The 22748-nt window shown below is 67.8% G+C and carries 22 protein-coding genes and 1 tRNA gene; 7 read left to right on the top strand and 16 right to left on the bottom strand.

All coding sequences use genetic code 11. From position 1 onward, the window contains the following. Positions 1-79: 79 nt before the first annotated feature. The 6 genes from clpP to ACN4F8_RS04850 all read right to left on the bottom strand — a co-directional run bounded on the left by clpP (position 80) and on the right by ACN4F8_RS04850 (position 7466). Entirely contained in the window at positions 80-697 is a 618-nt protein-coding gene (gene clpP / locus ACN4F8_RS04875) for an ATP-dependent Clp endopeptidase proteolytic subunit ClpP (protein ID WP_419472517.1), read from the bottom strand. A gap of 183 nt (positions 698-880) precedes the next feature. Further along, entirely contained in the window at positions 881-2191 is a 1311-nt protein-coding gene (gene tig / locus ACN4F8_RS04870; RefSeq protein ID WP_419472516.1) for a trigger factor, read from the bottom strand. An 82-nt stretch (positions 2192-2273) separates the two neighbouring features. Continuing rightward, positions 2274-2360 (bottom strand) — tRNA-Leu (locus ACN4F8_RS04865). Positions 2361-2465: 105 nt separating this feature from the next. After that, positions 2466-3107, bottom strand: coding sequence for an aspartate/glutamate racemase family protein (locus ACN4F8_RS04860; protein WP_419472515.1), 642 nt, complete (start codon positions 3105-3107; stop codon positions 2466-2468). A 68-nt stretch (positions 3108-3175) separates the two neighbouring features. Then, the gene (locus ACN4F8_RS04855) at positions 3176-6340 is read right to left on the bottom strand and encodes an efflux RND transporter permease subunit (protein ID WP_419472514.1); all 3165 of its coding nucleotides are present in this window, start codon (positions 6338-6340) and stop codon (positions 3176-3178) included. 7 nt (positions 6341-6347) lie between these two features. Beyond that, complete coding sequence (locus ACN4F8_RS04850; protein WP_419472513.1) at positions 6348-7466, bottom strand: efflux RND transporter periplasmic adaptor subunit; 1119 nt, start codon at positions 7464-7466, stop codon at positions 6348-6350. 119 nt (positions 7467-7585) lie between these two features. On the opposite strand from ACN4F8_RS04850, the gene hpnC reads away from it, so the two are divergent. The 4 genes from hpnC to bchO all read left to right on the top strand — a co-directional run bounded on the left by hpnC (position 7586) and on the right by bchO (position 12410). Next, positions 7586-8500: a squalene synthase HpnC gene (gene hpnC, locus ACN4F8_RS04845; RefSeq protein WP_419472512.1), complete on the top strand. Its 915-nt coding sequence runs from the start codon at positions 7586-7588 to the stop codon at positions 8498-8500. A 129-nt stretch (positions 8501-8629) separates the two neighbouring features. Beyond that, positions 8630-9661 carry a magnesium chelatase ATPase subunit I gene (gene bchI, locus ACN4F8_RS04840; RefSeq protein WP_419472511.1) on the top strand — a complete coding sequence of 344 codons (1032 nt, stop codon included), beginning with the start codon at positions 8630-8632 and terminating at the stop codon, positions 9659-9661. A gap of 24 nt (positions 9662-9685) precedes the next feature. Next, on the top strand, positions 9686-11497 hold the full coding sequence (locus tag ACN4F8_RS04835) for a magnesium chelatase subunit D (RefSeq protein ID WP_419472510.1): 1812 nt from the start codon (positions 9686-9688) through the stop codon (positions 11495-11497). 10 nt (positions 11498-11507) lie between these two features. Next, a complete protein-coding gene (bchO, locus tag ACN4F8_RS04830) occupies positions 11508-12410 on the top strand; it encodes an alpha/beta fold hydrolase BchO (RefSeq protein ID WP_419472509.1) in 903 nt (300 codons plus the stop codon). Between the two features lie 14 nt (positions 12411-12424). Here the strand turns inward: bchO and ACN4F8_RS04825 are convergent, their stop codons facing one another. Genes ACN4F8_RS04825 through ccmA form a run of 10 tightly spaced genes read right to left on the bottom strand, consistent with a single transcriptional unit; the run spans position 12425 to position 19877 of the window. Further along, entirely contained in the window at positions 12425-12820 is a 396-nt protein-coding gene (locus ACN4F8_RS04825) for a hypothetical protein (protein WP_419472508.1), read from the bottom strand. Between the two features lie 44 nt (positions 12821-12864). Continuing rightward, positions 12865-14136 (bottom strand): c-type cytochrome biogenesis protein CcmI, encoded by a 1272-nt coding sequence (gene ccmI / locus ACN4F8_RS04820; RefSeq protein ID WP_419472507.1) that lies wholly within the window; start codon positions 14134-14136, stop codon positions 12865-12867. Then, the gene (locus tag ACN4F8_RS04815) at positions 14133-14621 is read right to left on the bottom strand and encodes a cytochrome c-type biogenesis protein (RefSeq protein ID WP_419472506.1); all 489 of its coding nucleotides are present in this window, start codon (positions 14619-14621) and stop codon (positions 14133-14135) included. The genes ccmI and ACN4F8_RS04815 overlap by 4 nt, the downstream gene beginning before the upstream one ends. A gap of 4 nt (positions 14622-14625) precedes the next feature. Further along, positions 14626-15150 carry a DsbE family thiol:disulfide interchange protein gene (locus tag ACN4F8_RS04810; protein ID WP_419472505.1) on the bottom strand — a complete coding sequence of 175 codons (525 nt, stop codon included), beginning with the start codon at positions 15148-15150 and terminating at the stop codon, positions 14626-14628. After that, complete coding sequence (locus ACN4F8_RS04805) at positions 15147-17162, bottom strand: heme lyase CcmF/NrfE family subunit (protein ID WP_419472504.1); 2016 nt, start codon at positions 17160-17162, stop codon at positions 15147-15149. The genes ACN4F8_RS04810 and ACN4F8_RS04805 overlap by 4 nt, the downstream gene beginning before the upstream one ends. Further along, complete coding sequence (ccmE, locus tag ACN4F8_RS04800; RefSeq protein WP_419472503.1) at positions 17159-17623, bottom strand: cytochrome c maturation protein CcmE; 465 nt, start codon at positions 17621-17623, stop codon at positions 17159-17161. The genes ACN4F8_RS04805 and ccmE overlap by 4 nt, the downstream gene beginning before the upstream one ends. After that, positions 17620-17793 (bottom strand): heme exporter protein CcmD, encoded by a 174-nt coding sequence (ccmD, locus tag ACN4F8_RS04795; RefSeq protein ID WP_419472502.1) that lies wholly within the window; start codon positions 17791-17793, stop codon positions 17620-17622. Before ccmD ends, ccmE begins: the two co-directional genes overlap by 4 nt. Then, complete coding sequence (ccmC, locus tag ACN4F8_RS04790) at positions 17790-18533, bottom strand: heme ABC transporter permease CcmC (protein ID WP_419472501.1); 744 nt, start codon at positions 18531-18533, stop codon at positions 17790-17792. Before ccmC ends, ccmD begins: the two co-directional genes overlap by 4 nt. A gap of 4 nt (positions 18534-18537) precedes the next feature. Further along, positions 18538-19203 carry a heme exporter protein CcmB gene (gene ccmB / locus ACN4F8_RS04785; RefSeq protein ID WP_419472518.1) on the bottom strand — a complete coding sequence of 222 codons (666 nt, stop codon included), beginning with the start codon at positions 19201-19203 and terminating at the stop codon, positions 18538-18540. Between the two features lie 50 nt (positions 19204-19253). Then, entirely contained in the window at positions 19254-19877 is a 624-nt protein-coding gene (gene ccmA / locus ACN4F8_RS04780; protein WP_419472500.1) for a cytochrome c biogenesis heme-transporting ATPase CcmA, read from the bottom strand. A gap of 290 nt (positions 19878-20167) precedes the next feature. Between ccmA and ACN4F8_RS04775 the strand changes: the two genes are divergently transcribed. From ACN4F8_RS04775 to ACN4F8_RS04765, 3 genes are all read left to right on the top strand, one after another. Further along, entirely contained in the window at positions 20168-21079 is a 912-nt protein-coding gene (locus ACN4F8_RS04775) for a polyprenyl synthetase family protein (protein WP_419472499.1), read from the top strand. Positions 21080-21090: 11 nt separating this feature from the next. Next, a complete protein-coding gene (locus ACN4F8_RS04770; protein WP_419472498.1) occupies positions 21091-22308 on the top strand; it encodes a methyltransferase in 1218 nt (405 codons plus the stop codon). A 32-nt stretch (positions 22309-22340) separates the two neighbouring features. Beyond that, a partial coding sequence (locus tag ACN4F8_RS04765; protein WP_419472497.1) for an alcohol dehydrogenase catalytic domain-containing protein occupies positions 22341-22748 on the top strand: 408 nt, incomplete at its 3' end.

Below are 22748 nucleotides of genomic sequence, written 5' to 3'. Positions count from 1 at the left end.
GATCAAGCCTTCCGGGCGCCAAACCCGGGAAAAGCACCTTTATGGGCACTGTCTCCCGGTTTTCGCCGCCCGGTTGGCCTCAGGTCGTGCTGGGGCGCTTTTCGATGACTTTGTCGATCAGGCCGTATTCGGCCGATTCCGCGGCAGACATGTAGTAGTCGCGCTCGGTGTCGCGCGCAATGCGCTCCAGCGGCTGGCCAGTGCGCTCGGCCAGGATCTTGTTCAGCTGCTCGCGGGTTTTCAGGATCTCGCGGGCCTGGATCTCGATCTCGGTGGCCTGGCCACGGCTGCCGCCCGAGGGCTGGTGGATCATGATCTTGGAATTGGGCAGCGAGAAGCGCTTGCCCTTGGTGCCCGCCGCCAGCAGGAAAGCGCCCATGCTGGCCGCAAAGCCGCAGCACAGTGTGGACACGTCGGGCTTGATGAAGTTCATGGTGTCGAAGATCGCCATGCCGGCGCTCACCGAACCACCAGGCGAGTTGATGTAGAACGAGATGTCCTTGTCGGGGTTTTCGCTCTCCAGAAACAACAACTGCGCCACCACCAGGTTGGCCGAATGGTCGTTGACTTCACCCACCAGGAAGATCACGCGCTCTTTGAGCAGGCGCGAGTAGATGTCGTAAGCACGTTCGCCGCGACCCGAGGTCTCGATCACCATGGGCACCATGCCCAAGCCTTGAATGTCCATTGCGCTCATGCGTTTCTCCATGTGTTGATGCATTGCCGTCTTGCTACTGTAACCAACCCACTGTGGCCGTATGCACACAAGGGCGATGGCCGTTGAGCCACCAAAAAAGGTCAGTTGGTCGCACTTGGGGTTCAAACCGGCGAAAAAAAGGGCGGATCGCTCCGCCCTCTGCTTTTCTGTCCGGCGGGCCGATCAGTTTTGCGCCATCAGCTCGTCGAAGCTGACCGCTTTTTCGGTGATCTGGGCCTTGGACAACACGAACTCGGTCACGTTGTTCTCGATCACGATGGCTTCGACTTCGGCCATGCGGCGGTTGTCGCCTTGGTACCAGCGCACCACGTCGGCAGGCTTCTCGTATGAAGCGGCCAGTTCTTCGATGTGGGCCTTGATCTGCTCAGGCTTGGCGTGCAGTTCGTTGGAACGAACCAGCTCGGCCACCACCAGACCCAGGCGCACGCGGCGCTCGGCCTGCGGGCGGAACAGCTCTTCGGGGATCGGAGCCTTCTCGGCGTCCTTCACACCGCGCTGCTTGAGGTCGGCGCGGGCGCCTTCCACCAAGCGGTCGAGTTCGGACTGCACCACCGACTTGGGCAGGTCCAGTTCGGACACGGCCACCAGCGCGTCCATCACGGACTGCTTGTTGCGGGCCTGCAGGCGGAACTTGACTTCGCGCTCCAGGTTTTTCTTGATGTCGGCGCGCAGGCCTTCGACCGTGCCGTCGGCGATGCCCAGCGACTTGGCCAGCGCTTCGTCGACTTCAGGCAGGTGAGCGGCTTCAAGCTTGTTGACGGTGACGAGGAAATCGGCGGTTTTGCCGGCCACGTCTTTGCCGTGGTAGTCCTCGGGGAAGGCCAGCGGGAAGGTTTTGCTCTCGCCCTGCTTCATGCCACGCACGGCATCTTCAAATTCCTTGAGCATCTGGCCGTCGCCGACGATGAACTGGAAGGCTTCGGCCTTGCCACCTTCGAACGGTTCGCCGTCGATCTTGCCGGCGAAGTCGATGGTGGCACGGTCGCCGTCCTGGGCGGCCTGGTCTTGCGCGCGCTGCGCGAAGGTGCGGCGCTGCTTGCGCAGGATGTCCAGCGTGCGGCCGATGGCAGCGTCGTCGACGTCGGCCGACACTTTTTCCACCGCGGCGGTGCTCAGGTCACCGATCTTGACTTCGGGGTACACCTCGAACACGGCGTCAAACGTCAGCTCGCCTTCGGGCGCGCCTTCTTTTTCGGTGATCTTGGGCTGGCCGGCCACGCGCAGTTGTGCTTCGTTGGCGGCGGTGGCGAAGGCTTCGCCGACCTTGTCGTTCATCACTTCGTAGTGCACCGAATAGCCGTAGCGCTGGGCGACCACGTTCATGGGCACCTTGCCGGGACGGAAGCCGTCCATCTTCACATCGCGCGCCAGGCGCTTGAGGCGGTTGGCCACCTCGTTCTGGATCACATTGGCCGGCAGCGAGAGCGTGATCTTGCGCTCAAGCTTTTCCAGGGTTTCAACGGTCACGGTCATGGTTCTCTCCAAAAGGGTGGTGCCCAAAAATTGCGGCTCAGCCAGCCTGCCTGGCCGAACCGGGGAATGCATGTGTCTGTGGTGGTGCGCGGGGGGGGACTCGAACCCCCACACCATTGCTGGCGTCAGGACCTAAACCTGGTGCGTCTACCAATTTCGCCACCCGCGCGCCTGGTCGGGATTTCCGGTGTGGTGCAGATGGGGTCTGCGCCACGCCTTGTCCTGCTCACGGCACCCCTCGATTGTAGCCCCTGCCAAGCGCGGGCCGGCGGGCTCAGGCGCCCAGCCGATGGCGCAGCAGGCGCACGGCGCTGCCGGGTGTGGTGAGCACCGGCAGCCCCACGGCGCGGTGAACCGCCATTTGCGCGCGCGCCATGCTGAACTGCGCCAGCGCAATCACGTCGCAGCCTTGATCGGCCAGCCGCTGCGCGGCTTCGATCACCAGCGCGTCGTGCCGCTCGGTGTCACCTTGGTTGAGGGCTTCCAGCGCACCGTCGGCCAGGCGGGTTGCCAACACGGTGCCGGGCGGAAACTCCGGTGGCATCGATTCGAGCGTGGGACCAAAGGAAGCGATCAACCCCACGTGCCCGCCATGCGCCACGGCGTCGGCCACCATGGCTTCGTTGGGCTTGAGCACGGGCATGTGCGGCCGGCGAGCTGCCGCTGCTTCGATGCAGGGTCCGAAGGCCGAGCAGGTGAAGAGGATGGCCCTGGCCCCCGTGCGCTCGGCGTAGGCCGTCAGGTCCTCGAACCGCTGATGCATCGTGGCGTCCAGCCCGGCGCCGTTGCGCGCCAGGTCGGCCGAGAGGCTGTCGTCGAGCAGATTCATGCGAACCGCTTCGGGCCAGCGGCGTTCCAGTTCTTCGTTGATGGGCGCAACGGAGTGCGCCAGCGCGTGGATGAGGGCGATTCGCATGTTGAAACTTTGAAGTGTTCGGGTGTGGGGCATTGTTGACCAGCGCGGCTCGTTTCTGGCGATTCGGGTCAAAGGACTTGCGGCTCCCTCTTCACCCGAAACCAGGCCGCATACATCGCAGGCAAGGCCAGCAAGGTCAGCACGGTTGCCACGACAAGGCCGCCCATGATCGCCACCGCCATCGGCCCCCAGAACACGCTGCGCGACAAAGGAATCATCGCCAGCACGGCCGCAGCAGCGGTCAGCACGATGGGGCGCATGCGCCGCACAGCAGACTCGACCACCGCGTCCCACGCTGGCACGCCGCGCGCGCGGTCCTGTTCGATCTGGTCGATCAGGATCACCGAATTGCGCTGGATCATGCCCATGAGCGCGATCACGCCGAGCAGCGCCACGAAACCGAACGGGCGGTTGAGCAGCAACAAGGCGGCGGCCACGCCCGCCAGTCCCAGCGGGCCGGTGAGAAACACCAGCATGGAACGGCTGAAGCTCTGCAACTGCAGCATGAGCAGGGTGAACACGATGAACAGCATGACTGGGATGCCTACCGCGATGGAAGACGAGCCTTTGCTGCTTTCGGCCACGGCGCCCGCCACTTCGATGCGGTAGTCCGAGAGACCCCGCGCCGCCCAGCCCTCGCTGATGGTCTTGAGCACCGGCTGCAGTTCGGCCGTGACGGTCGCACCTTGCAAACCTTCCACCACATCGCCCTGCACGGTGATGGCGTAGTCGCGGTTCTCGCGCCAAAGCACGCCAGCCTCCCAACCGAAGACAGGCTTGGCAATCTGCAGCAGCGGAATGCTCTGGCCGCTGCTGGTGGGCAGGTTGGCGTTGGCCAGATCGGTGAGGGCGTCTCGCTCGTCCAGCGGCTGGCGCAGCACGATGTCGATCAGCTTGTCACCGTCGCGGTACTGCCCCACCGTGCTGCCGCTGAGCAGGGTGCGCGCGGCCTGCGCGATCGACTGGCTGGACACGCCCAGCGCGCGCGCCTTGGCCTGGTCCACCTCCAGCCGCAGGCGCTTCACCGACTCGTTCCAGTTGTCGTTCACACCGCGCATGTTGGTGTTCTGGCGCATGGCCACCTTCACCTCGTCGGCCAGTGTGCGCAGCTGCGTGGGGTCGGTACCGACCACGCGGAACTGCACCGGATACGGCACCGGGGGGCCGTTGGGCAGCAGCTTCACGCGACCCCGCAACTCGGGGAACTCGGTGGCCAGCAGGGCCGGCAGCGCCTTGCGCAGGCGCTCGCGGGTCTTCAGGTCTTGCGGCAACACGATGAGTTGCGACACGTTGGTTTGCGGAAAGATCTGGTCCAGCGGCAAATAAAAACGCGGCACACCCGAGCCGACCCATGTGCTCACGCTTTTCACGCCCTCTTCCGCCGTCATGCGGGCTTCCAGGCGCTTGGTCACCTCGTCCATGGCCTGGATGCTGCTGCCCTCGGGCAGCCACACGTCCACCAGAATCTCGGGTCGGCTTGAATCCGGGAAGAACTGCTGCTGCACCTGGCCCATGCCGGCGATGCCCAGCACAAAGGTGAGCACGGTGGCGCCGATGGTGATCCAGCGGTGCTGCACGCACCAGTCCACCACGGCGCGAAAACGCACGTAGAACGGGCCGTCGAACACCTCGTGAACCTCGCCCACATGGGGCTTCACCTTGAGCAGGCGCACGCCGAGATAAGGCACAAAAAACACCGCCACGATCCACGACAGCAGCAGCGCAATCACCGTCACCGCAAAGATCGCAAAGGTGTACTCGCCGGTGGTGGAATTGGCCAGGCCGATGGGCAGGAAACCGGCGGCCGTGATCAGCGTGCCGGTGAGCATGGGCATGGCCGTGGCCTCCCAGGTGAAGGTGGCCGCGCGCACCATGCTGTAGCCCTCTTCGAGCTTTCGCACCATCATCTCCACCGCAATGATCGCGTCGTCCACCAGCAGGCCCAGCGCGATGATGAGCGAGCCCAGCGAGATCTTGTGCAGGCCGATCTTGAAGTAGTTCATGGCCAGGAAGGTCATGGCCAGCACCAGCGGGATGGTGATGAACACCACCAGGCCGGGTCGCATGTCCAGCGTGTAACCGCGCAAGCCCCTGCTGCCGGCTCGCTTGTGCAGGCCCAGCGCCAGGAAGCTCACCACCAGCACGATCAGCACCGCCTCGATCAGCACCTTCACGAACTCGTTGACCGAGTTCGTCACGGCGCTGGGCTGGTCCTGCACCTGCGCCAGCACCATGCCGGCGGGCAGCGTGGCCTCGATGCCGGCCACCGTGGTCTTGAGCGCCTTGCCCAGCGCGATGATGTCGCCGCCCTTGGCCATGGAAATGCCCAGGCCGATGCTGTCTTCGCCGTTGTGGCGCACCAGCACCTGCGGCGGGTCCAGGTAGCCCAGGCGGATGTCGGCGATGTCGCCCAGGCGGATCTGCGTGCCGTTGGCCGCGCGGATCGGCATGGCGCCGAGTTGCTCCACCGAATTGAACGCACCGGCCACGCGCACCTGCACCACGTCTTGCGGCGACTGCACCGAGCCGGCCGAGGCCACTGCGTTCTGCTGGCCCAGCGCGTCAAACACCTGCTGCAGGTTCAGCCCCAGCACCGCCAGCCGTTTCTGCGAGATCTCGATGAACAGCTTCTCGTCCTGCGCGCCGAAGAGCTCCACCTTGCTCACGTCGGGCACGCGCAGCAGTTGCTGGCGCACGCGGTCGGCCACCTCTTTTTTGTCGGCATACGAGAAGCCGTCGCCCTGCAGCGCATAGATGACGCCGAACACGTCACCAAATTCGTCGTTGAAGAAGGGTCCCACCACGCCCTGGGGCAGCGTGGCCTGCATGTCACCGATCTTCTTGCGCGCCGTGTACCAGATCTGCGGCACTTCCCTGGGCGGGGAGGAGTCTTTCAGCTGGAAGATCACCAGCGTTTCGCCGGGTTTTGAATAGCTGCGGATGACGTCTGCGTAGGGCACTTCCTGCAGCGTTTTCTCGATGCGGTCGGCCACCTGCTCGGCCACCTGCTCGGCGGTGGCGCCAGGCCAGTAGGCCCGCACGACCATGGCCCGAAAGGTGAACGGCGGGTCCTCGTCCTGGCCGAGCTGGAAGTAGGCCGCCACGCCCAGCAACATCAGCACGATCATGAGGTAGCGCGTGAAGGCCTGGTGGTCCAGCGCCCACTGCGAGAGGTTGAAGCGCGAGACCCAGGTGGCCGCCTGGTCGGCGGAGGAATAGTCGGACGAGCTCATGCGGTCCTCACTTCGTGGCTGCGCCAACGAACCGCGTCACCTTCTGCCCGGGCGACAACACGTGCACGCCGGCGGCCACCACCTCATCGCCCGGCTTCAGGCCCGAGGCAATCAGCATCTCGTTGCCGTCGGCACCGCCCACCACCACCTCGCGCGGTTGCACGGTGCTGCTGGCCGCGTCGAACACCCAGACCGCGCTGCCGCTGCGGTCGCCGGCTTCCGAGCGCATGAGCGCCGAGGTCGGCAGCTTGATGGCGGCGGTGGGCGCATCGGCCGATCGCATCAGCGTCACGTAGGCGGTGGCACCCAGTGGCACGGCAGCACCTTCGGGCAAGGCCAGCTTCACCTGGTAGGTGCGGGTGACCGGGTCGGCACTGGCGGCCACTTCGCGCACCACGGCGTCCAGCGGCGCGGCGGCGCCCGCCGGTGTTCCGGGCGCTCCGGCCCACAGCCGCACCTGGGCTGCCTGGCCCACACGCGCCAGCGCGAGCCGGTCTTCGGGCACCGCAAACACCACGTCGCGCGCGCCGTCGCGCGCCACGCGCACCACCGGCGCACCAGCGGCGACCACCTGCCCCACTTCCGCGTCGACCGCCAGCACCACACCCGCGCCGTCGGCCAGCAAGCGGGCATAGCCTGCCTGGTTGCCTTGCACGGCGCCCTGGGCACGCGCCTGGCGCAGCGTCGCTTCGGCCGATTGCAGCGTCGCCCGCCGCCGTTCGATCTCGGCGCCGCTCACGAAGCCTTGCGCCAGCAGTTCCTGAAACCGCTTGAGGTCGGCCGCCGCCAGATCGCGCTGGGTTTGCGCCGCGCTCACCTGGGCCTGCGCCGCCTGGCTGGAGAGCGCAAGGTCCTGCGCATCCAGCTGAGCCAGCAACTGGCCCGCCTGCACCCGCTGCCCCACCTCCGCCGGGCGCTGCACCAGCTTGCCGCCCACCCGGAAACCCAGGCGCGACTCGGTGCGCGCCCGCACCTCGCCGGCGTACTCGGTCTGGGCACCCAGGGCACTGGTGCCCACGGTCATCAGCTTGACCGAGCGGATCGGCTCCACCGGCGCAGGCGCGGGCGAACAGGCCGCCAGCACGAGCGAGGCGGTCAGGATGAGGGCAACATGAGGCGTTTTCATGGCGGTCCGGGCGGGTGAAAATGGGAGAGATGCACGGCGTTTGCTGGCCCTGCGAATGCCCGTATATTACTGACTGACCGGTTAGTAATCAAAATTTTCGTTCAAATACACCTCGGTTCATGACGCCACCCACCCCCACCAAGCCCCGCCCGCGGGCCAACGTGCTCGGCACTCTCGGGGGTGGCGTTGACCATTACGAAAATTTCCCTGTGGCCTCGTGGTTGTGTCCGCCCAGGCTCAGGCCGACCGTCGTGGCCATCTACCGCTTTGCCCGCACCGCCGACGACATCGCCGATGAAGGCTCGGCCAGTGCCGCAGAGCGCCTGGCCGATCTGGCCGCCTTCCGCGACGAACTGGCTCGATGCATCGCCAGGGCATCCGGTGAGTCGGCTGTGCCCACGCCAGAACGCTGGCCCGCTGTTTTCGGCCCGCTCGGCCTGGCCATTGCCCGCTACGCACTTCCCGGCGATCTGCTGCACGACCTGCTGAGCGCCTTTGAGCAAGACGTGCGCTACACAGAACAACAACACCGCTACCAGAACACCCCGGAGCTGCTGGGCTACTGCCGCCTCTCGGCCAACCCGGTGGGGCGCCTGCTGCTGCACCTGTACGGCGTGCACGACGCACGATCGCTGCAACAAAGCGACCAGATCTGCAGCGCCTTGCAACTCATCAACTTCTGGCAGGACATCAGCCGCGACCTGCCCAACGGGCGCTGCTATTTGCCGGCCGACACCTTGCAGCGCCACGGCCTGCAGGTCGCCGATTTCGAGCACGCCCAACTGGAGGCCACGCCGGATCGCCAGGCCGCAGTGGCTGAGCTCTGCGCGTATGCGCGCGGCCTCATGCAGCTCGGTGCTCCGCTGGCGCGGCGGGTGCCGGGGCGGGCCGGGTGGGAGCTGCGGCTGGTGGTGCAAGGCGGCTTGCGCATCCTGGACGCCATTGCAGAAGACGGCCACCGCAGCTGGCAGACACGCGTGACGCTGCAGCGTGCCGACCTGCCCCGACTGGCCTTGCGCGCACTCTGGATGTGAAGTCGCGCCGGCATCACTTCGCTCAGGTGACACGGTGGCCGCGCGAGTCGCTGAAAAGCCACTGAAGGCCGCGCCCCCCGTACAAGCTCTGGGGTCGTGGGCGCAGGCCCTGTGCCATACTGATTTTCCATGGCACAGGCATTCCCTTTCTCCGCGATAGTTGGTCAAGACGAGATGAAAACGGCGATCCTGATCGCCGCCATCGATCCCACCATCGGTGGTGTTCTGGTCCTCGGGGACCGGGGCACCGGCAAGTCCACCGCGGTGCGGGCGCTGGCCGCCTTGCTGCCGAAAATGCGGGCGGTGAACGGCTGCCGCTACAGCTGCGATCCGGCCGACCCGGCCAGCCGCTGCGCCGACTGCGCCAGCTTGCGCGGCCCCGACCAGCCGCCGCCCAAAACCCACCTCCTTCCCGTGCCCGTGGTCGACCTGCCGCTGGGTGCCACCGAAGACCGCGTGGTCGGCGCACTCGACCTGGAGCGCGCGCTGTCGCAAGGCGTGAAAGCTTTCGAGCCCGGCCTGCTGGCGCAAGCCAACCGCGGTTTCCTCTACATCGACGAAGTCAACCTGCTCGAAGACCACCTGGTCGACCTGCTGATCGACGTGGCGGCTTCGGGTGAGAACGTGGTGGAGCGCGAAGGCCTCTCGGTGCGGCATCCCGCGCGCTTTGTGCTGGTGGGCAGTGGCAACCCCGAAGAAGGTGAACTGCGCCCGCAGCTGCTCGACCGTTTTGGTTTGTCGGTGGAGGTGAAGACACCCGAGCTGCTGCAGGAGCGCGTGGAGGTGGTGCGCCGCCGCGATGCGTTTGAACAGGACCGCGAGGCCTTCATCGCGCACTGGCAGAAGGAAGACGAGCGCATCCGTCGCAAACTCGTGGCCGCGCGCAAGCGCCTGGCTGATGTGGAGATCACCGACGCCGCGCGCCAACGCGCTGCCGCGCTGTGCATGGCCCTGGGCACCGACGGCCTGCGCGGCGACCTCACACTGATCCGCGCCGCGCGCGCCATGGCCGCGCTCCAGGGTGACAAGGCCGTGACCGACGCGCACTTCAAACGCGTGGCTGGCCCCGCCCTGCGCCACCGCTTGCGCCGCAACCCGCTGGACAACGCAGGCTCCACCGCCCGGGTCGACCGCGCCGTGGCCGAGCTGATGGGCGCCTGAGCGCGGGTCTCGGGCTCACCTTCGATGCTCGACACCCTCACATCCCCGGTTCCCAACGCCGACGCGGCCTTGGTCGCGGCCTTGCTGGCGGTGGACCCGGCTGGCCTGGGCGGTGTGGCATTGCGTGCACCCGCTGGCCCCTTGCGAGACACCTGGCTCACCCTGCTGCGCGAAAACCTGCCCGCTAGCACCCCCGTGCACCGCGTGCCCCTGCACGCCACCGACGCCGCCTTGCTCGGCGGGCTCGATCTGGCCGCCACCCTGCACGCCGGGCGCCCGGTGGCCCAACTTGGCTTGCTCGCGCGCTGCGACGGCGGTGTGTTGCTGCTGGCCATGGCCGAGCGCGTGGGCGCCGGTGTGGCGTCTCAACTCTCGGCTGTGCTCGACACGCAGGTGGTGGCGCTGGAGCGCGACGGCCTCACCCAGCGCCGACCCGCCCGCGTGGCGCTGGTGGCGCTGGACGAAGGCGATGGTGACGAAGAGCAGATGCCCGCCACGCTGCTGGACCGCGTGGCCTTCCACCTCCCGCTGCAGGCCGCCGCATCGGACGACGATGCGCCGGTGGACTGGACACGCGAGGAAGTTGCGGACGCACGCGCGCGGCTGGCGCAGGTGGTCGTGCCCGAGAGCGTGGTGCAGGCGCTGTGCGCGGCCTCGCTGGTGTGGGGCGTGAACTCCATGCGCGCCCCCCTGCTCGCGGTGCGGGTGGCGCGCGCGGCGGCGGCCTTGTCGGGCATGGACGAGGCCGAAGAAGTGCACGCCTCGCTGGCGGCGCGGTTGGTGCTCGCGCCGCGCGCCACGCGTGTGCCGGCGCCACCTGCCGAAGAAACCGAAGACACGCCGCAGCCAGCGGAGGCACAAACGCCTGAGCAGGACACAACGGATGCGCCACCGCCCGAAGCGCAGTCAGACGGAAAAGACAACACGCCAGACGAAGAAGAAGCTCCCGGCGCGCTGGACGACCGCCTGATCGAAGCCGTGCGCGCCGCCATTCCGCCAGGCCTGCTCGCCGCCTTGCAAATGGGTCAGGCGCGGCAGGCGCGCGCCGCAGCGGCAGGCCGCTCGGGCCAGCTCATGAAGAACCAGAACCGCGGACGCCCGGTGGGCACGCGGCGCGCCGAACCCCGCTCGGGCGCACGGCTGCACATCCTGGAAACGCTGCGCGCGGCCGCACCGTGGCAGCGATTGCGTCAACAAAAAGCGGATGGCCCCAAGCGCATCCAGGTGCGGCGCGAAGATTTTCACGTGGTGCGCTTTCGCCAGCGCCGGCCCACCACCACGCTGTTCGTGGTGGATGCCTCGGGCTCGGCCGCGCTGCACCGCCTGGCGGAAGCCAAAGGCGCGGTGGAGTTGCTGCTGGCCGAGTGTTATGTGCGGCGCGACAAGGTCGCGGTGCTGGCGTTTCGGGGCGAGGGCTGCGAACTGCTGCTGCCGCCCACGCGCTCGCTGGCGCGCGCCAAGCGCAGCCTGGCCGCTCTGCCCGGCGGTGGCGGCACGCCGCTGGCCGCCGGCATTGAAGCCGCGCACGAACTCGCCCAGCAGATCGGGCGCCAGGGCGAAACACCGGTGGTGGTGATGCTCACCGACGGCCGCGCCAACGTGGCGCGCGATGGTCGCCACGGTCGCGCCAAAGCCACCGAAGACGCGCTGGCCGCCGCCGATGCGTTTCGCCTCGCCGGCTTCGCCGCCCTGCTCATCGACACCTCGTCCCAACCGGGCGATGCTTCGCGCACCATGGCCGAGCGCATGGGCGCCACCTGCGTGCCGCTGCCACACGCGGGCGCGGCCGGCCTGTCGCAGGCCGTGCGGCTGGCGAGTGTGCCCGGCGCACGCTGACCACCTCCCCATGACGCAAGGCCTCGACTGGCAACGCGACGGCCCCCACTGGCCGCACCACAAGCTCAGCAGCTTCGTGTGGGCGTCCGGCCTGCAGTGGCATGTGCAACGCTTTGCTGGCCCCGAAGGCGCGCCGTGTCTGGTGCTGCTGCACGGCACCGGCGCCTCCACCCACTCGTGGCGCGACCTCGCGCCGCTGCTCGCGCAACGCTTCGAGGTGGTGACCATGGACCTGCCCGGCCACGCCTTCACCGGCATGCCGCCGGGCGGTGTGGGCTCACCGCAGCTCTCGCTGCCCGGCATGGCGCGCGCGGTGCATGGTTTGCTGCAGACACTCGCCATCAGCCCCGCGATGCTGGTGGGGCATTCGGCCGGCGCGGCCGTGGCGGTGCGCATGTGCCTCGACGGTCTGGCCACGCCACGCTCGGTGCTGGGGCTCAACGCCGCGCTGATGCCGCTGGGGGGGTTGGCGGGTCGCCTGTTTTCGCCGGTGGCCAAGCTCATGGCCTCGGCGCCGCTCGTGCCGCGCCTGTTCGCCTGGCACGCCAACGAACCCGCCGTGCTGCAGCGCCTGCTGCTGAGCACCGGCTCCACGCTGGACGCCACCGGCACGGCGCTCTACCGCCAGCTCGTCAGCAGCCCCGAACACGCGGCCGGCGCGCTGGGCATGATGGCCAACTGGGATCTGGCTTCGCTCTGGCGCGACCTGCCCCGCCTGGCCGTGCCGCTCGATCTGGTGGTGGGCGAACGCGACCGCACCGTGCCACCCGAACAGGCCACGCGCGCCATGGCCCGGCTCTCAACCGCGCTGAACGCGCAGTACCTTCAGCTGGATGGCCTGGGGCATCTGGCGCACGAAGAGCAGCCCGACACCGTGGCGCGGCTGATCGCTGAGCGTTTCGATTCGCGCTGAGGCTCGCCCACCGATCAGTTCGGCACGATGTTGATCGTCCTGGAGTGCGAAGACTGTTTTTCGCCCTCCTCGGTGTTGTAGCGAACCCGGTATTTGATGGGGCCTTCAAACTTAGCCGCATCAGGCTTGAGTTTGAGCACGACCATTCCGCCAGGCACTCGATTGGGACAACCCTGGCGCGTGGGCAACACGCTTTCCTCTCGAATCGTCAACTCGGTGTTCGGTGGACCCTCAAGCACGTCAACCCCTATAAAACTTTTCAAAAGTGATTGGCAATTTCGAACCCAGTACACCGGGTTGAGGTCTGTGCTCTCACCCGCTTTGAGCGTGAAATCTTGCGCAGACACGCCACAGCAAAAAGCCAATGCCGACAGAGAAACAAGCGGCCTCGAAAGCATGTTGAATTTCATGTGAATCCCTCAGTTGCGTCCATCAAACCAAGCCAGAAACGAGTTCAGGGCACCACGCTGTCGATCTTGATCTGCAGCTGCGCACTGTTGCTCGGCACCGGGCCGCTGCTGCCTTGCAGGTCGCCGCTTTGGGGCATCGCCTGCCCGGTACGGCTGATGCGCGCTTCCACCATCACCTGCTCGTGCATCGACAGCCGAAGCTCCGGCGCCATGGCCTGGCTGTCGTCGAGGGCGAACGGCACGGGTCCGGCGGTGGCCGCCACCCGCATCACGGCCAGCGGCATGCGCGGGCCTTGCACCGGCCGCGCGAACACGAACAAGGTGTCGCCCGGCGCGAGCTTGGCTTGCAGCTCGGGGGAGATGGTGATCTGCCCACGCACGCCGGGGTGGCTGGTGGTGCCCGGCGGAGGGTCGGCCGGGGTGACCTTGACGTCTTTTGCGGCCACACGCGCCGCGCCCCCGGGTTGAGAGGCGATGCCCGCGCGCGCCGCCTCCAGGCTGCTCTCCAATCCTTGAGCAAACGGGCTGCCCGGCGCGGCGCGTTCGCGGGCGCGTTGCCAGAACGCTTGCGCCGCCACAAAGTCCTGGCGACCGTAGGCCGAGCTGCCCGCCAGCGCGAGCGCCTTGGGGTGACCGGGGTCGATCGCCAGGGCCCGATTGACCAGCCGCATGGGTTCGCCGTCGGCGCTCTGCCCTTGCAGCAGCGACAGCAGATCGGCCCTGTCGGCGAGCAGGTTGGCGTTGTCGGGGGTGAGCGCCAGGGCACGCTGGTAGGCCTTGTCGGCGTCGGCAAAACGCTGGCGGCTGGCGTGGGCGCGGGCCAGCATTTCCCAGGCCGAAGCGTCCGCTGTCTGGCCGGGCGGGCGGCTTTCCAATTGCTGGGTCATCTGGCGGACCATGGTGTCAATGTCTTCGTCGGACACGTCGCCTCCCTGCTGGGCGAGTTCGGCCTCGAAGCGCACAGCGTCCCAGTCGCCGAGCCACGCGTACAGCCCGATGGCCAGCGCAGGCACGGCCAGCAGCAAGGTGGTGGCGGTGGCATGGCGGTGGGTGGCGCGCACGCGCTGGTCCAGCGGGGCCGACTCCTCGATCACGCGCCGCGCCAGTTCTTCGCGCGCCTGCTCGAACTCCGCGTGGGTGAGCTTGCCCTCGGCAAACTCCGCATCGAGCTGGGCGCGCTGCTCGCGCAGCAGTGCCAGGTTGGCCTGCTGCGGCATGGTGGGCACAGCGCCCGCACGCGAACGCCACAGCACCGACAACAAGGGCCACAGGGCCAACGCCACCAGCCCCAGCGCGAGGACAACAAACAAGCTCATGGCGTGCCTCCGGCATCGTCGAGCAGGCGCTGGGCGCGCTGCAGTTCCGCCGGGCTCAGCGGTGCGGCCTCGGCCTGCGGATCGCGCCGTCGGATGTGCATCAACAGCACCACCGCCGCCACCAGCAACAACACGAATGGACCGACCCACAGCAGCACGGTGCTGAGTTGCAGCGGCGGACGGTAGAGCACGAAGTCGCCGTAGCGCTGCGCCATGAATTCCAGAATCTGCGGCTGCGTGCGGCCCTGCGTGAGCTGCTCGCGGATCTGCTGGCGCAGGTCCTTGGCCAGGTCGGCCTGCGAAGCGGCGATGGTTTCGTTCTGGCACACGAGGCAGCGCAGCTCTTCGGCGATCTTGAGCACGCGCGCTTCCAGCGCCGGGTCGGCCGACAGCGGCGAAGCTTTCGATTCAGCCGGCGCCTGCGCAGCCACCCCGCCCTGCCCCAGGGCACAGGCCAACAACAAGGTCGTCAACACAACGCGCATGGGCTCAGGCACCGAGTTGGTTCATCAACGGCAGCAGCTTGTCGCGCACCGCCTCGGGCGTGACCGGCCCGGTGAATTTGAGGCGGATCACGCCTTGTTTGTCGATCACATAGGTCTCGGGCACACCGTAGACACCGAAGTCCAGGCCGACGCGGCCGTCCATGTCGAACAGCGTGGTCTTGTACGGGTTGCCGTGTTTGCCGAGCCAGCTCTGCGCGAGGTGTCGCTGGTCCTTGTAGTTCAGGCCGATCAGGGGCACGGCGCTGGTTTTCGCCAGGTCCATGAGCACCGGGTGTTCCTGCTGGCAGGCCACGCACCACGAGGCCCACACGTTGAGCAGCCACACCTGGCCTCGCAGGTCGTCGGGCGCCACCAGTGTGTCGGGCGCGGCGAGTGTGGGCAGGCGGAAAGCCGGCACCGGTTTGTTGATCAGCGGCGACGGCACGTCGCGCGGGTTGAGCTGCAGGCCCATGCCGAGAAAACCCAGCACCACCACAAAGATGGCCAGCGGCCACAAATAACGCTTCATGGGCGCGCGCTCTTGGTCGTCATCACCGGGCGCACCGCGCCTGCGTTGCCGGCGGGCGGCGCGGCCGGTGCCACAGCCGCCGCCTTGCGCACGCGGTAACGCCGGTCCATCACGGCCATCAGGCCACCGAACGCCATCAGCAAACAGCCGCCCCAGATCCAGTTGACCATGGGCTTGTGGTGCAGGCGCACGCTCCACGCGGTTTCGCTCACCGGCTCACCAAGGGCCACATACACATCGCGCATCACACCGCGGTCGATGGCCACTTCGGTCATTGCCGTGCGGCTCACGGTGTAGATGCGCCGTTCGGGGTTCAGCACCGCCACCAGTTCACCGCCCTGGCTCACGGTGAGCGTGGCGCGGGCCGAGGTGTAGTTGGGTCCCTGCACCAGGTCCATGTTGTCGAGCCGGATGCTGTGGCCGCCCACCTCGGCGGTCTGGCCCACCTCCATGCGCACGTCGTTCTCGGTCTGGAAACTGCTCACCACCGTGACCCCGGCGATGAACACCGCCATGCCGAAGTGCGCCAGCAGCATGCCGAAATAACTGCCCGGCTGGGCACGAAACGCGACCCAGGCCGATGCCGGGTGCGCGCGAAGCCGCTGCACCAGGTTGAGCACCGCCGTGCTCGCCACCCACACCGCGAGCAGCAGGCCCAGGCCGGTCAGTGGTGTCCAGCGCTGCAGCACCAGCGGCGCGATCACCGCGCTGGCCACGCTCACACCGGCGGCCCAGCGCAGCTGGTGTGCCAGATCACCCAGCGAGGCCTGCCGCCAGCGCGCCAGCGGCCCCACGCCCATGAGGAACAGGGCCGGTGCAATGAGTGGCACAAACACCGCGTTGAAATACGGCGGGCCCACCGAGAGCTTGCCCATGCCGAGCGCGTCGATGAGCAGCGGGTACAGCGTGCCCAAGAGCACGGCGGCGGCGGCCACCACCAGCAGCACGTTGTTGGCCAGCAGCAGGCTCTCACGCGAGAGCATTTCAAACTGGCCACCACCACCCACCTTGGGGCCGCGCCAGGCAAACAGCGTGAGCGAGCCGCCCACCACGATGGTGAAAAACATCAGGATGAACAGGCCGCGCTCGGGATCGGTGGCAAACGCGTGCACCGAACTCAGCACGCCCGAGCGCACGATGAAGGTGCCCAGCAGCGAGAGCGAAAACGCGAGGATCGCCAGCAACGCCGTCCAGAGCTTGAAGCCGCCGCGCTTCTCGGTGACCGAGAGCGAATGGATGAGCGCCGTGCCCACCAGCCAGGGCATGAAGGACGCGTTTTCCACCGGGTCCCAGAACCACCAGCCGCCCCAGCCGAGTTCGTAATAAGCCCAGAAGCTGCCCAGCGCGATGCCCACGGTGAGGAAGCACCAGGCCATGGTGGTCCACGGGCGCGACCAGTGCGCCCAGGCCGCGTCCACCCTGCCCGCCAGCAGGGCCGACACGGCGAACGCGAAGGCCACCACAAAGCCCACGTAGCCCATGTAGAGCATGGGCGGGTGGATCGCCATGCCCAGGTCTTGCAGCAAGGGGTTGAGGTCCTTGCCATCCAGCGGCACCGGGTACAGGCGCTCGAACGGGTTGGAGGTGAGCAGGGTGAAGAGCAGGAAGCCGACGCTGATCAGGCCCATCACGCCCAGCACGCGGGCGCGCATGGGCTCGTCGAGCTGGTCGGAGAACACGGCCACGGCCAGCGTCCAGCCCGCGAGGATCAGGCTCCACAGCAGGATGGAGCCCTCGTGGTTGCCCCAGACGGCGGTGATGCGGTAGATCAGCGGCGAGCTGGTGTGCGAGTTCTGCGCGGCCAGCAGCACCGAAAAATCGCTGGTGACGAAGGCGTGCATGAGGCAACCGAACGACACCAGCAGAAGCACGAACTGCGCAAACGCAGCGGGTCGGGCCAGCGCCATCCAGTGCCGTCGGCCCTGGTGCGCGCCCACCAGCGGAAACACGCTCTGCACCAGCGCCATGACCAGCGCCAGCACGGCGGCGAAATGACCGAGTTCAGGAATCATGGTTTCGCTCCTTCGGGCATCACCAGCGAGCTCTGCCCGGCGCGGGCCTTGGCCAGTGCATCGGCCGCTTCGGGCGCCATGTAGTTCTCATCGTGTTTGGCCAGCACCTGCTCGGCGCGGAACACACCGTCGGCGCCCAGCTTGCCTTGCGCCACCACGCCCTTGCCTTCCTGGAACAAATCCGGCAGCAGGCCGGTGTAAGTGACCGGAATGCTTTTGGCCGTGTCGGTGACCATGAAGCGGATGGTCAGTCCCTGCGGTTCACGCACCACACTGCCCTGCTCCACCAGGCCACCCACGCGAAACGCGCGCTCGCGCGGCGCTTCGTTGGCCATCACCTGCGTGGGACTGAAGAAAAACACCAGGTTGCTGTTGAAGGCGTTGAGCACCAGCGCGGTGGCCGCGCCCAGCGTGACCAGGCCCACGGCCAGCGCCACGAACCGTCGGTTGCGCGGCTTCATGCCGTGGTCTCCTCGGTGGCGCGCTCGTCACCCACCTCTTGCGCGAGCAGGCGGCGGCGCAAGCGAATCACCATGAGTTCGGCCACCACCACCGCCGCGCACATGCCCAGCGACCCCCACACATACAGACCGTAGCCGCCCATGGCCAGCAGTTCACCCAGGCTGTTCATGCCATGCCCTCCAGTGCCTGCCGCGCCCAGGGCGCGTGGCGTTCGCGCTCCAGCATGATCAAACGCACCCGGGCCAGCGCCACGGCGATGCAGTACATCCAGCAGGCCAGCGCCATCACCAGCATGCCCATCAGCATGGGCGTGGCCATGCTCGGGGCCTTGGTGATGCTGACCGAGGCGCCTTGGTGCAGCGTGTTCCACCACTGCACCGAGAAATAGATGATGGGCAGGTTCACCACGCCCACGATGGCCAGCAGGCCGGCGGCGCGGTCGGCGCGGCGCGTGTCGTCGATGGCGCTGTGCAGCGCCATGAAGCCGATGTAGAGAAAGAGCAGCACCAGCTCGGAGGTGAGCCGCGCGTCCCACACCCACCAGGTGCCCCAGGTGGGCTTGCCCCAGAGCGCGCCGGTCCACAGCGCGAGAAAGGTCATGAGCGCGCCGGTGGGCGCCAGCGCCGTGGCCATCATGGACGAGAGGCGCGAGTTGAACACCAGGCCGATGGCCGCCCAGGTGGCCATGGCCAGGTAGACCACCATCGACATCCAGGCCGTGGGCACGTGCACAAAGATGATGCGGTAGGCCTCGCCCTGCTGCGCGTCGGTGGGCGCCACCCACAGGCCGATGTAGAGGCCGATGGCGGTGAGCACCACGGCCAGCGCGCCGAACCACGGCACCAGCTTGCCGGCCAACGGGTAGAAGCGTTGCGGTGCCGCGTAGTGGAACCAGTTGATTGAACGCATGCGGTCACTCCATCGAGATGCGCAAGGCGGCGCTGGTGACCAGCGGCGAGGCAAACAGGCTCAGCAGCAGCAGCGCGCCGAGCAACGAAAAATGCCCGCCCACACCCAGCCCGGCGGTGTGCGCCTCGACCGCACCAGCGCCAAAGATCAGCACCGGAATCACCAGCGGCAGCGTGAGCAGCGACATCAACACCCCGCCACCGCGCAGGCCCAGCGTGAGCGCCGCGCCAATCGCGCCCACCAGGCTGAGCACCGGCGAACCGATGAGCAATGTGAGCAGCAGCACACCGGTGCTCGATGCCGAGAGGTCGAACTGCAGCGCCAGCAGGGGCGAGATGAGCACCAGCAACAACACCGAGCCGCACCAGTGCGCGGCGATCTTGCCCAGCACCAACAGGGGCAGCGGGTGGGTGGAGAGCAGCAGTTGTTCGAGCGTGCCGTCCTGCAGATCGTCGGCAAACAGACGCGCCAGCGGCAGCGTGCAGGCCAGGAGCGCGGCCACCCACACCACCCCCGGCGCCATGGTGCGCAGCAGCGCGGGCTCGGGCCCCACACCCAGCGGAAACAGGCTCACCACCATCACGAAGAACACCACGGCGGCGAGCGAATCGGTGCGCCGGCGCAGGGCGATGCGCAGGTCGCGCTGGAAGATGCAGGCAAAGCCCTCCAGCCAGCCCTGCGGCGCGGCGGCGTCGGGTGCATGGGTGGCCACGCTGGTGATCACAGGCTGAGCACCTGGTGCGGCGTGTCGTCGAGCGCCACGCCCTGGTGGCTGGTGAGCACCACCGAGCCACCGCGCAGCAGCTGGGCGCGGATCAGGCCTTCGAGCCAGGCGGTGGCGGCGGTGTCGAGCGCGTTGAACGGTTCGTCCAGCACCCACAGCGGTGACGAGCGCGCCAGCACCAGCCGCGCCAGCCCGCAGCGGCGGCGCTGGCCTTGCGAGAGGCGGCGCGCGGGTGTGCGCTCGAAGCCGCGCAGGCCGGCGTCTCCCAATGCCTGCAGCGCGCCCACCCGGTCCGCAGGCTGGCCGCCCAGGGTGCACGCGGTGAGCAGGTTGTCCAGCGGCGAGAGGTCGTCTTTGAGCGCGGCGGCGTGGCCCAGGTACACCAGGTCGCGGCCCCACTGTTCGCGCTGCGCTGCCAGCGGCTGGCCCCGCCAGAGCACCTGGCCTTCGGTGGGGCTGAGCAAGCCGCACACCAGGCGCAGCAGGCTGGTCTTGCCGGCGCCGTTGGCACCCGCCACCCGCAACAACTGGCCGCCGGGCAACTGCAGGCTCAGGCCGCTGAACAGGGTGCGCCCGCCGCGCACGCAAGCCACCTCGTTCAGGGCCAGCGCATCGCTCATGGGCGAACTCTCTTGCGGAATGTCGGGTGCTTCACCGGTGTGTCTCAAAACTCGTATGTCAACTTGTTGTGACACTTATAGCACCGGACGTTTTGATCAACCAACCGGAAAAACCCATGCCGAACAAGGGCCTCCACCGCTTTTTCGTCACCGCTGAGGCGCGGTGGGCACCGCCTGGTTTGTGTGCGCTGCACAAGCAAAGCCCCTTTGACAATCTCAAGTGTCATGTTAGATTGACATTTATGGATGTCACATATTGATGACATCCCGATCACGGTCAAGGGGCTCTCATGGACATGATGACTCGCATACAAGCCGCGCTGGATCACGAACTGACCCAGGCCAGCAGCCCCAGCGCCCCACCCCGTCTCATGGCCGCCATGCGCCACGCCGTGTTCCCCGGCGGCGCCCGCATCCGCCCGCAGCTGTGTCTGGCCGTGGCCGGTGCCTGCGGTGAAGACGCCCCTGCGCTGACCAACGCCGCTGCCATGGCCATCGAGCTGCTGCACTGCGCCTCGCTGGTGCACGACGACATGCCCTGCTTTGACGACGCCGACACGCGCCGCGGCCAGCCCACGGTGCACAAGGTGTACGGCGAACCGCTGGCCCTGCTCACGGGCGATGCGCTGATCGTCATGGCCTACCAAGTGCTGGCCCGCGCGGGCGCCCTGCACCCCAGCCGCCTCGCTGGCTTGATCGACACCGTATGCATCGGCACCGGCGCGCCCGACGGCATCGTGGCCGGGCAGGCCTGGGAGTGCGAGAACCGGGTGGACCTCGGCCAGTACCAGCGCGCCAAGACCGGCGCCCTGTTCGTGGCCTCCACCTGCGCCGGCGCGCAGGCCGCCGGCGCCGACCCCGAAGGCTGGCGTGCGCTCGGCGAATGCCTGGGCGAGGCCTACCAAGTGGCCGACGACATCCGCGACGTGTTGATGCAGGCCGACGAGCTGGGCAAACCCGCCGGGCAGGACGCTCAGCACGGCCGCCCCAGCGCCGCTGCCGACCTCGGCCTGGTCGGCGCCATCGACCATTTCCACAGCCTCATGCAGGCCGCCATCGACTCGGTGCCCGCCTGCCAGAGCCGGGGCGCCATGCGCCAGCTGGTGCTGCACGAGTCGCGCCGGCTGATCCCGCAGAGCACCTGCGACCGCATCGAGCTGCAGCGCACGCCCGACCACCCTGCCGTGCGCCTGGCCGCCTGAAAGCAAACACCATGGCTGCCTTGGACGCACTCAAGCCACTCTCTGACGGGCCCCCCCCGTCCTGGCGCGAGCGCCTGGCCAGCCGCATCGACCAGTGGATGACCAGCCCCGCACTCAACCGCTGGGCCAGCCGCAGCGTGTTCACCCGCTGGCTGGTGCGCCGCCGCTCCGCGCAGTTGTTTGATTTGATGGCCGGCTTCGTGCACTCGCAGGTGCTGCTGGCCTGTGTGCGGCTCAAGCTGTTCGAACAGGTGCTGCAAGCCCCGCGCACCGCCGACGAGCTGGCCACGCTGTGCCGACTGCCCACCGCGCAGCTCGCCCGCCTGCTCGACTCGGCCGTGGCCCTGCACCTGCTGGAGCCACGCGGCGCGGGCCGCTACGGCCTGGGCACCCTGGGTGCGCCGGTGGTGGCGCACGCCGGCATCCGCGACATGATCGAACACAACGCCGTGCTCTTTGACGACATGCGCGACCCGCTGGCCCTGCTGCGCGACCCGAACGCCGCGCGCATGCACGCCTACTGGCCCTACACCGAAGACCCGGCGGGCAACCCGCAGGCGCCGGCACCCAGCGACCAGTTCGCCCGCTACTCGTCGCTCATGGCCACCTCGCAGCGCTTCGTGATCGAGGAGTTGCTGGCCTCGTACCCGTTTGCCGAACACCGCGTGGTGCTTGATGTGGGCGGCGGCATGGGCGGCTGGGTCAGTGCCCTGGCCAACCGCCACAGCCACCTGCAACTGCACCTGTTCGATCTGCCCCCGGTGGCAGCACTCGCCGCAGACAACGTGCAGCGCCAGGGCCTGAGCGATCGCATCAGCACCCATGGCGGCAGCTTCACCCGGGACGCACTGCCGCGCGGTGCCGACCTGGTCACGCTGGTGCGCGTGGCCCACGACCACCCGGATGGCGATGTGCGCACCGTGCTGCGCGCCATCTTCGATGCCCTGCCCCTGGGTGGTGCGCTGCTGCTGGCAGAACCCATGGCGCAGGCCGGCGGTGCGCCCGAGCCGAGCGACCCGTACTTCCACTTTTATCTGATGGCCATGGGCTCCGGCCGTCTGCGCACGCCGGCCGAGCTGACGGCCCTCATGGCCGAGGCCGGCTTCACCCACATCGAGCGGGTGCCCAACGCGATGCCGCTGCACGCGCAACTGCTGGTGGGCCGCAAGGCGCAGGACAACCGTAGGGGTTTACCCGGAACGATCCGGAACAGTGTCAATTTGTCTTGACACTTATTTATGTCAACTCTTTAATACACATCATGCAAGCCCAAGCCATCGTTTTCCAGAGCCCGTGCAACCTCTCGGTGCGGTCCCTGGAATTGCGCGGCCTCACCGACGGCGACCTGGAGGTCGAGGTCGAGTACAGCGGCATCAGCACCGGCACCGAACGCCTCCTGTGGGACGGCAGCATGCCGCCCTTTCCCGGCATGGGTTACCCGCTGGTGCCCGGCTACGAGACGGTGGGCCGCGTGGTGCGCACGCAAGGCGATTGTGGCCAGGGTCAGAGCCGCCTCCAGCCCGGCGACCAGGTCTTCGTACCCGGCTCCTACAGCTTCGAAGGCGTGCACAACCTCTTCGGCGGTGCCGGCTCGCGCCTGGTGGTCTCACACGACCGCGTGGTCAAGCTGCACAACGACCTGGGTTCCCAGATGGTGCTGCTGGCCCTG

The sequence above is a fragment of the Hydrogenophaga sp. genome, from assembly GCF_048549895.1.
Lineage (GTDB): Bacteria > Pseudomonadota > Gammaproteobacteria > Burkholderiales > Burkholderiaceae_C > Hydrogenophaga.
This window is presented reverse-complemented; position numbering and strand designations above follow the sequence as displayed.

Coding starts and splice junctions, on each gene's coding strand:
- ACN4F8_RS04770 (WP_419472498.1), top strand. CDS start 21,091: ATGGCTGCCTTGGACGCACTCAAGCCACTCTCTGACGGGCCCCCCCCG.
- ACN4F8_RS04835 (WP_419472510.1), top strand. CDS start 9,686: ATGCTCGACACCCTCACATCCCCGGTTCCCAACGCCGACGCGGCCTTG.
- ccmA (WP_419472500.1), bottom strand. CDS start 19,877: ATGAGCGATGCGCTGGCCCTGAACGAGGTGGCTTGCGTGCGCGGCGGG.
- ccmC (WP_419472501.1), bottom strand. CDS start 18,533: ATGCGTTCAATCAACTGGTTCCACTACGCGGCACCGCAACGCTTCTAC.
- ACN4F8_RS04850 (WP_419472513.1), bottom strand. CDS start 7,466: ATGAAAACGCCTCATGTTGCCCTCATCCTGACCGCCTCGCTCGTGCTG.
- clpP (WP_419472517.1), bottom strand. CDS start 697: ATGAGCGCAATGGACATTCAAGGCTTGGGCATGGTGCCCATGGTGATC.
- tig (WP_419472516.1), bottom strand. CDS start 2,191: ATGACCGTGACCGTTGAAACCCTGGAAAAGCTTGAGCGCAAGATCACG.
- ACN4F8_RS04815 (WP_419472506.1), bottom strand. CDS start 14,621: ATGCGCGTTGTGTTGACGACCTTGTTGTTGGCCTGTGCCCTGGGGCAG.
- ACN4F8_RS04825 (WP_419472508.1), bottom strand. CDS start 12,820: ATGAAATTCAACATGCTTTCGAGGCCGCTTGTTTCTCTGTCGGCATTG.
- ccmD (WP_419472502.1), bottom strand. CDS start 17,793: ATGAACAGCCTGGGTGAACTGCTGGCCATGGGCGGCTACGGTCTGTAT.
- ccmI (WP_419472507.1), bottom strand. CDS start 14,136: ATGAGCTTGTTTGTTGTCCTCGCGCTGGGGCTGGTGGCGTTGGCCCTG.
- ACN4F8_RS04855 (WP_419472514.1), bottom strand. CDS start 6,340: ATGAGCTCGTCCGACTATTCCTCCGCCGACCAGGCGGCCACCTGGGTC.
- bchI (WP_419472511.1), top strand. CDS start 8,630: ATGGCACAGGCATTCCCTTTCTCCGCGATAGTTGGTCAAGACGAGATG.
- ACN4F8_RS04805 (WP_419472504.1), bottom strand. CDS start 17,162: ATGATTCCTGAACTCGGTCATTTCGCCGCCGTGCTGGCGCTGGTCATG.
- ACN4F8_RS04860 (WP_419472515.1), bottom strand. CDS start 3,107: ATGCGAATCGCCCTCATCCACGCGCTGGCGCACTCCGTTGCGCCCATC.
- ACN4F8_RS04775 (WP_419472499.1), top strand. CDS start 20,168: ATGGACATGATGACTCGCATACAAGCCGCGCTGGATCACGAACTGACC.
- bchO (WP_419472509.1), top strand. CDS start 11,508: ATGACGCAAGGCCTCGACTGGCAACGCGACGGCCCCCACTGGCCGCAC.
- ccmE (WP_419472503.1), bottom strand. CDS start 17,623: ATGAAGCCGCGCAACCGACGGTTCGTGGCGCTGGCCGTGGGCCTGGTC.
- hpnC (WP_419472512.1), top strand. CDS start 7,586: ATGACGCCACCCACCCCCACCAAGCCCCGCCCGCGGGCCAACGTGCTC.
- ACN4F8_RS04810 (WP_419472505.1), bottom strand. CDS start 15,150: ATGAAGCGTTATTTGTGGCCGCTGGCCATCTTTGTGGTGGTGCTGGGT.